This window comes from Kitasatospora sp. LaBMicrA B282 (genome assembly GCF_050325825.1).
Lineage (GTDB): Bacteria > Actinomycetota > Actinomycetes > Streptomycetales > Streptomycetaceae > Kitasatospora.
Genome location: NZ_JBNQTI010000099.1, coordinates 24,696 through 32,444, shown reverse-complemented (window position 1 = coordinate 32,444; position 7,749 = coordinate 24,696). Strand labels below are relative to the sequence as shown.

Annotated in this window: 7 protein-coding genes and 1 pseudogene; 4 read left to right on the top strand and 4 right to left on the bottom strand. The window is 74.6% G+C overall.

The window, feature by feature from the left end; translation table 11 throughout:
• A partial coding sequence (locus tag ACQRUO_RS24920; RefSeq protein ID WP_428318282.1) for an IS30 family transposase occupies positions 1-351 on the top strand: 351 nt, incomplete at its 5' end.
• 85 nt (positions 352-436) lie between these two features.
• Here the strand turns inward: ACQRUO_RS24920 and ACQRUO_RS24915 are convergent.
• Both ACQRUO_RS24915 and ACQRUO_RS24910 read right to left on the bottom strand, forming a co-directional pair.
• Positions 437-958, bottom strand: coding sequence for a hypothetical protein (locus tag ACQRUO_RS24915; protein ID WP_428318281.1), 522 nt, complete (start codon positions 956-958; stop codon positions 437-439).
• A gap of 26 nt (positions 959-984) precedes the next feature.
• Positions 985-1,767 (bottom strand): alpha/beta hydrolase, encoded by a 783-nt coding sequence (locus ACQRUO_RS24910; RefSeq protein ID WP_428318280.1) that lies wholly within the window; start codon positions 1,765-1,767, stop codon positions 985-987.
• A gap of 241 nt (positions 1,768-2,008) precedes the next feature.
• On the opposite strand from ACQRUO_RS24910, the gene ACQRUO_RS24905 reads away from it, so the two are divergent.
• The 3 genes from ACQRUO_RS24905 to ACQRUO_RS24895 all read left to right on the top strand — a co-directional run bounded on the left by ACQRUO_RS24905 (position 2,009) and on the right by ACQRUO_RS24895 (position 4,836).
• Positions 2,009-2,851, top strand: coding sequence for a lysophospholipid acyltransferase family protein (locus tag ACQRUO_RS24905; RefSeq protein WP_428318285.1), 843 nt, complete (start codon positions 2,009-2,011; stop codon positions 2,849-2,851).
• Between the two features lie 117 nt (positions 2,852-2,968).
• Positions 2,969-4,105 (top strand): MacS family sensor histidine kinase, encoded by a 1,137-nt coding sequence (gene macS, locus ACQRUO_RS24900; protein WP_428318279.1) that lies wholly within the window; start codon positions 2,969-2,971, stop codon positions 4,103-4,105.
• A gap of 59 nt (positions 4,106-4,164) precedes the next feature.
• A complete protein-coding gene (locus ACQRUO_RS24895) occupies positions 4,165-4,836 on the top strand; it encodes a response regulator (RefSeq protein ID WP_428318278.1) in 672 nt (223 codons plus the stop codon).
• Between the two features lie 57 nt (positions 4,837-4,893).
• On the opposite strand, the gene ACQRUO_RS24890 is transcribed toward ACQRUO_RS24895, so the two are convergent.
• Together ACQRUO_RS24890 and ACQRUO_RS24885 are read right to left on the bottom strand one after the other, a co-directional pair.
• Positions 4,894-5,550 carry an NADPH-dependent F420 reductase gene (locus ACQRUO_RS24890; RefSeq protein ID WP_428318284.1) on the bottom strand — a complete coding sequence of 219 codons (657 nt, stop codon included), beginning with the start codon at positions 5,548-5,550 and terminating at the stop codon, positions 4,894-4,896.
• Between the two features lie 57 nt (positions 5,551-5,607).
• Positions 5,608-7,539 (bottom strand): annotated as a pseudogene (locus ACQRUO_RS24885) (anthranilate synthase family protein); the annotation flags it as partial.
• Positions 7,540-7,749 lie beyond the last annotated feature (210 nt).

The following is a 7,749-nucleotide window of genomic DNA, read 5'->3' as shown; positions in this document are numbered from 1 at the left end:
CGCGCCGCCGAGCAGGTCCGCGATGCCCTGGTGGACACCGTGCGGACCCTGCCCACCCACCTGGTCCGGTCGCTGACCTGGGACCAGGGCGCCGAGATGGCCGCCCACGGCTCGTTCACCGTCACCACCGGCATCCCGGTCTACTTCTGCGACCCGGCCAGCCCATGGCAGCGCGGGTCCAACGAGAACACCAACGGCCTGCTACGGCAGTACTTCCCCAAGGGCACCGACCTGTCCGTCCACGGCCCGGAACACCTCGCGGCAGTCGCCGCCGAGCTCAACGGCCGCCCACGCAAAACGCTCGGCTGGGAAACCCCAGCCGAGCGCCTGCATAAACTGCTCGCAGCTTGATCAACCAGCCACGTGTTGCAACAACCCCTGGAAACCACCACCCGGTCACGGGGGCGCTGCGGCACGACGTGCGGGCGCGGGCCCGTCACACCACCGCGCCGCCGTGCGGGTCGTCCGGCTCGTCGGGGTCGCGGTCCTTCATCCGCACGACCAGGGTGGTGAAGCCGCCGAGGAAGGCGGTGAGGCCGACCCAGGCGGGCCAGCCGGAGACCTCGCGCCAGACCAGGGCGTCGAAGAGCAGCAGGGCCGGGCCGCCGAGCACGGCGATCCAGGCGAACTTGGCGGTGGTGTCGCCGGTGGGCAGCGGCGGGGGCTCGGGCGGGACGAAGTGGCCCTCGTCGGGGTCCTCGGCGGCCTCCCAGTCGCGCGGGCCCGGGGGGACGGGGGCGGGGCTCGCCGGGGTGGGGGTGACCGGGATGCGGCGCAGGTTCTCGATCTCCGGCCAGTCCGGGCGGGTCAGGTCCACCGGGTCGTCGAACTGGGCGACCAGGGCGGCGAAGATCGCGTCCTGTTCGGCCTGGCTGCCGGGGGCGGGAGCGGGGCGCTGCTCGTTCTCCCGGGGGCGGTCCTCGTCGTCGCCCGCGGTGTTGCTCTCGTGCTCGTGCACTGCCGGCCCTTCGGTCCTGGTGGCCCTCAGCCCCGCTCGTCGGTGGCCTCGGTGCCGTGCGGGACCCCGGACAGCCGCCGCACGAACCCGAGGGACTCCTCGAAGATCAGTTCGGCGTCGTGGTCCAGGGTCGCGACGTGGTAGCTGCGCTCGCACAGCAGCTCCGTCACATCGACCGAGGATATCCGGGACAGCACCAGGGCGGAGTTCGCCGGTGAGACCACGTGGTCCTGCGGGCTGTGCAGCAGCAGCACGGGCTGGTCGACCCGGGGCAGTTCCGGTTGCAGGGTCCGCCAGAACTCGGCCAGCGACCAGGCCGCGTGCAGCGGGGTCCGGTCGTAACCGAGCTCGCGGGCACCGGGTTTGGCGATGTCGTTGGCGATCCCCGGCACGCTGGGCACCAGGTGCCGCAGCACCGGGAGCAGCGCGGTGCCGGGGCGGTCGGCCCGCACCGCCGGGTTGACCAGCACCAGGCCGGCCACCGGGGCGGGCTGCTGGGCCGCGAGGCGTAGGGCCAGCCCGCCGCCCATCGAGAGCCCGAAGACGAAGACCCGCTCGCACTGCTCGGCCAGCACCTGCAGCTCGCGCGCCACCTCGGCGTACCAGTCCTGCCAGCGGGTCACCTGGAGGTCCTGCCAGCGGGTGCCGTGGCCGGGCAGCAGCGGTAGCGAGACGGTCAGGCCCGCCGCGGCCAGGTGCTCGGCCCACGGGCGCAGCGACTGCGGGGAACCCGTGAAGCCGTGGCACAGCAGGACACCGGTGGGGCCACCGTGGTGGTGGTAGGGCTCGGCTCCGGGCAGCAGCGGCATCCGGCGGCTCCTTCGGGGAATGAAGGGGGGAGGGGAAGGGAGCGGAGGGAGGGAAGGACCCGCGGAGGGCGGGCCGGTGCCATCGTGGCACGGGTGCGCCGGGGCGTACAGACCCGCAGGGGAGCGCCCCGCGGCCGCCCCCGGGCGCGCCCCGCCGTCGGACCGGTGCATCACGGGGGCCGTCGGGGCATTAGGATCGACCGGTCTGCAATACAGGAGGTCCGGGTTGTTCTACCGACTGATGAAGATGATCGTCGCACCGTTGTTGCGGATCTTCTTCCGGCCGTGGATCGAAGGTGCGGAGAACATTCCGGATGAGGGACCGGCGATCATCGCGAGCAACCACCTCTCGTTCTCGGACTCGTTCTTCCTGCCCGCGCTGATGAAGCGCCGGGTCACCTTCATCGCGAAGGCCGAGTACTTCAACACGCCGGGCCTCAAGGGCCGGCTGACCGCGGCGTTCTTCAAGGGCGTCGGCCAGCTCCCGGTGGACCGCTCCGGGGTGCGTGGGGCCGGCGAGGCGGCGATCCGCAGCGGCATCGCCGTGATCGACCGCGGCGAGCTGTTCGGCGTCTACCCCGAGGGCACCCGCTCGCCCGACGGCAAGCTGTACCGCGGCAAGGTCGGCGGGCTGGCCCGGGTCGCGCTGCAGACCGGCGCGCCGGTGATCCCGGTGGCGATGATCGACACCGAGAAGGTGCAGCCGCCCGGCCAGGTGGTGCCGAACTTCGGCATCCGCCCGGGCATCCGGATCGGCCGCCCGCTGGACTTCTCCCGCTACCAGGGCATGGAGAACGACCGCTTCATCCTGCGCTCGGTCACCGACGAGGTGATGTACGAGATCATGCGGCTCTCCGGCCAGGAGTACGTGGACATCTACGCGACCGCCGCCAAGCGGCAGATCGCCGACGAGAAGAAGAAGGCCGACGCCGAGCGGCGGGCCGAGCAGCGCGCCGAGCGGGCGGCCGAGAAGGCCGCCGAGAAGGAGCGCCAGGCGGCCGAGAAGGCCGCGGCCGAGGCGGAGAAGGCCGAAGCCGAGAAGGCCGGGGCCGACGGGCCGGCCGGCGGCGAGCAGCAGAAGTAGCGCGAGCGGCCACCAGAGCGGCGCGAGCAGCAGAAGAACGGCGAGGGCCCGCGGCGGGGAGCCGCGGGCCCTCGCCGCCGGGTGCGGGGCGGGGGGAGTGCGATGGCGGTCGGCGGCATGTCCGTGGAGCTGCCGCTGTGGCGGGCGATCAGCTGGTACCGGCTGCTCGCCCTGGCCTACGCGCTGCTCCGCTTCGACCTCGCCTACCTGCACGTCCGCCACCCGGTGGCCGGCTGGATCTACCTGGGCGCGCTGGTGCTCTGGACCCTGGCCACCTCGCGCGCCTTCGGCAACCCCACCCGCTGCTCCTGGCCGATGCTGGGCGTCGACCTGGCGATGACGGTCACCGGCGTGCTGCTGAGCGGGTACGTCGACACGCCGCAGCGGATCGCCGCCAACGCCGTCACGCTGCCCACCATCTGGGCGGCCGGCACCGTGCTCGGGTTCGCCGGGCGCGGCGGCTGGCGGTTCGCCGCGCTGGCCGGGCTGGTGATCGCCGCCGCCAACATCGTCGGGCACGGCGGCCCGACCCTGGACAACGTGCACAACTGCGTGGTGCTGCTGGTGGTCGGCTGCGCCATCGGCTACGTGATCGAACTGGCCCGGGCCAGCGAGGCCACGCTGAGCAAGGCGCTGCGGCTGGAGGCGGCGACCCGGGAGCGCGAGCGACTGGCCCGGGACATCCACGACGGGGTGCTCCAGGTGCTGGCCCTGATGCACCGGCAGGGCGGCGGCAGCGAGGGCGAGCTGGCCCGGCTGGCGGCGCTGGCCGGCGAGCAGGAGCGGGCGCTGCGGGCGCTGGTGACCGGCGCCCCGCAGCCGGTCGGCCGGGACGGCGCCGAGCAGCACGACCTGCGCGAGCTGCTGGGCCGGCACGCGGGCGAGCGGATCACCCTGGCCGCCCCCGGCACCGCGGTGCTGCTGCCGGCCGCGGCGGCCGAGCAGTTGGCGGCCGCGGTGGGGGCGGCGCTCGACAACGTGCGGCAGCACGCGGGGGAGCGGGCCCGGGCCTGGATCCTGCTGGAGGACGAACCGGCGGCGGTCACCGTCTCGATCCGCGACGACGGGCCGGGCTTCCCGGCGGGGCGGCTGGCCGAGGCCCGGCGGGACGGGCGGTTGGGCGTGGCGCAGTCGATCAGCGGCCGGCTGGCGGACCTGGGCGGCACCGCGGAGTTCCACTCGGTGCCGGGCGAGGGGGTCGAGGTCGAGCTGCGGCTGCCGCGGCAGGGCGGCGGGTCGGGGGCCGGGAGTTGAACGCGGGGGACGTCCGCGCGGGGGACCTCCGCGCGGCGGACACGAGCAGGGGAGCGGACATGAGCGGCACGGACGCGGCGCCCAGGGTCATGGTGGTCGACGACCACCCGATGTGGCGCGAGGCGGTCTCCCGGGACCTGGCGGAGGCCGGGTTCGAGGTGGTCGCCACCGCCGGGGACGGACCGGAGGCGGTGCGCCGGGCCCGGGCCGCCCGGCCGCAGGTGCTGCTGCTGGACCTCAACCTGCCGGGGCTGGCCGGGCCCGAGGTCTGCCGGCAGGTGGTGGCGCACGACCCGACGGTGCGGGTGCTGGTGCTGTCGGCCAGCGGCGAGCAGGAGGACGTGCTGGCGGCGGTCAAGTCCGGTGCGCTCGGCTACCTGGTGAAGTCGGCGGGGCGGGCGGAGCTGCTGGACGCGGTGCGACGGACCGCGGCCGGGGAGGCGGTCTTCACCCCGGGACTGGCCGGGCTGGTGCTGGGCGAGTTCCGCCGCCTGGCCGGCGGGCCGGCGGAACTCGCCGGCCCACCGCCGCAGCTGACGCCGCGGGAGACCGAGGTGCTGCGGATGGTGGCCAAGGGGCTGTCGTACCGGCAGATCGCCGAGCGCCTGGTGCTCTCGCACCGCACGGTGCAGAACCACGTGCAGAACACGCTCGGCAAGCTGCAGCTGCACAACCGGGTGGAGCTGGTCCGGTACGCGATCGAGCGCGGACTGGACGACGAGCTGGGCTGACCGGCGGCCGGTCGAACCGGGCTGACCGGTGGTCAGTCGAATCGGGCTGACCGGTGGTCAGTCGGCCACCTGGAAGGCGTAGTTGAAGTCGGTGTGGCCGTAGTGCTTCATCAGGCCGAGCCAGAACGGCATCAGCATCTCCATGCCGCGCGCCGCCTGGATGCCGCCCAGGTCGATGATGTCCGCGCCCGGCCAGCCGAAGGACTCCAGCAGCGCGGTCACCCGGCCCTTGGCCTCGACGTCGTCGCCCGCCACGAAGAGGTTGTGCCGGCCCGGCACCCGCGCGGGGTCGACCATCACCGGGGCGGCGAGGGTGTTGAGCGTCTTCACCACCCGGGCCTCGGGGAAGCGGCGCTGGATCCGCTCGCCGACGCTGTCGGTGTTCACCGGGTCCAGCGTGACCGAGCCGTCGGGGCCGAAGACCAGCGGGTTGGAGACGTCCACCAGGACCTTGCCGGCCAGCGCGGCCTCGCCGGCCGCCTCCAGGGCGGCGAGCGCGACCTGCCCGGGGGTGGCGTTGATCACCACCTCGCCGAAGTCCGCGGCGTCCGCGAAGGTGCCGCTGTGCCCCTTCGCCCCGGCGGCCGCCGCCCAGGCGGTGCCGGTGGAGCTGGTCGCGGTGCGGGAGCCGAGGGTGACCTCGTGTCCGAGGGTGAGCAGCTTGCCGGCCAGGGTCTGTCCGACGGAGCCGGTGCCGAGGATTCCGATGCGCATGGCGGTCATTGTGCCCCAGGTCACGTCCGCGGCCCCGCAGCAGGGGCCGCGCAGGCCGACGGTGCTGCGCAGCAGCCCGGCCACCACGCCGATGCCGTCCCGGGTGAGCACCGACTCGGGGTGGAACTGCAGGCCGGCGAAGCCGGTGCCGCGCAGCGCGTGCACGTCCCCGGTGAGCGGGTCGCGGGCGACCTCGATGCCGTCGGCGGCCAGCCGCTCGGCCGCCGCCCGGTCGCAGCGCGCGGTGAAGGTGTTGTAGAAGCCGACGGTCTGCGGGGTGCCGAAGAGGTCGATGGTCTCCTGGGCGCCCTGGTAGACCTGCGCCTTGCGGTGCAGCGGCAGGCCGAGCTCGGCGCAGAGCAGCTGGTGGCTGAGGCAGACGGCGAGCAGCGGGTACGGCCGGGCGCCGCTGCGCGCCGCGGCCAGCGCCTCGGCGGCGATCGGGCGCAGCACCGCCATCTTGGGGTCGGCCGGGTCCGCGGGGTCGCCCGGGCCGGGGCCGAGCACCAGCGGACCCTGGTGGGCGGCGACCGCGGCCCGCAGGTCGGGGGTGTCGTAGCGGAGCACCGAGACCTGGTGGCCGAGCGAGCGCAGCAGGTGGGCGAGCATCGCGGTGAAGGTGTCCTCGCCGTCCACCACCAGGGTGCGCTCCGGCTGGGCGGGCGGCAGCGGCTGCTGCATCCGCAGCCAGAACGGCGCCAGGTCGGCGCGGCGGGAGTCGAGCGCCGCCTGCACCCGGTGGTCGTCGGCCAGCCGGATCCGGCCGCCGCCGGCCGCGGGCCGTGCCGGGGCCGGCCGGGCGCCGATCGCGGCCAGCACGCCGGCCGCCTTGGCGTGGGTCTCGGCGACCTCGCCGTGCGGGTCGGAGTGCCGCACCAGGGTCGCGCCGACCCGCACCACCAGGCGGCCGGTGGTCGGGTCGATGTCCGCGGTGCGGATGCAGATCGGCGAGTCCAGCTGCTGGCCGCCGCTGGCGGACCGGCCGATCAGGGCGAGCGCGCCGGAGTAGTAGCCGCGTCCGGTGGGCTCGTAGCGGCGGATCACTCGGGTCGCGTTCTGCACCGGGCTGCCGGTGACGGTGGCGGCGAACATGGTCTCCTTGAGCACCTCCCGGACGTCCAGCGAGGTGCGGCCGCGCAGCTCGTACTCGGTGTGGGCGAGGTGCGCCATCTCCTTGAGCCGCGGGCCGAGCACCTGGCCGCCCAGGTCGCCCACGGTGCACATCATCTTCAGTTCCTCGTCGACCACCATGGTGAGCTCCTCCAGCTCCTTGGGGTCGTGCAGGAAGTCGAGCAGCGAGGGCAGGGTCGGGCCGCCGGCGGGGTAGCGGTAGGTGCCGGAGATCGGGTTCATCACCACGGCGCCGCCGCTCTGCCGCACGTGCACCTCCGGCGAGGCGCCGACCAGCACCCGGTCGCCGGTGTGCACCAGGAAGGTCCAGTAGGCGCCCTGCTCCTGGGCCAGCAGTCGGCGGAAGAGGCTGAGCGCCAGCTCGGTGGAGAAGCCCGCCAGGGTGCCGTGGAAGTCGCGCCGGATCACGAAGTTGGCGCCCTCGCCGCGCCCGATCTCGTCCCGGAGCACCTGCCGGACGATCTGCGCGTACTGCTCGTCGTCGAGGTCGAAGCCGCCGTCGGTGAGGGTGACCGGGGTCTGCGGCAGCGCCGCGAGCACCTCGGCGAGCGGGTAGCCGTGCTGCTCGGTGACGCTGAGCGCGCGCAGCGGGGTGCCGTCGTCGTGCGCCTCGAAGCCGCGTTCGCGGATCTGCCGGTAGGGGACCAGGGCCAGCAGGTCGTGGCGCGGCCGCCCGTCCGCCGGGGCGCCGGTGGGCACCGGCAGCTCCGCGAGCGTGTCGTGGTCGCCGACCGTGCCGAGCAGCACCTCCACGGTGTCCGGGGCGAGCCGGGGGGCGCGGCGGTGCAGCAGTGCGAAGGCCGGGGCGTCCGGCGCGCAGAGCCGGGCGAGCAACGGGGCGAGGGCGGGGCTGGTCACGGGCGGCTACCTTCCGGGTGCGGGGCTGGGAACCGGTCCGCTCTGCCGGGAAGGCCGTCCGTCCGGACGAGGACGGCCGCCCCGGGGGGCGGCCGTCGAGTCGTCTAGCGACGCGCGAGCGGTGGGCCGACCCGACGGGTGGCCCACCACCAGGAGAAGCTCTGGGGCGCGTGCATGGAAGCGACAGTAGCCGATCGCCCACCGGAGTGA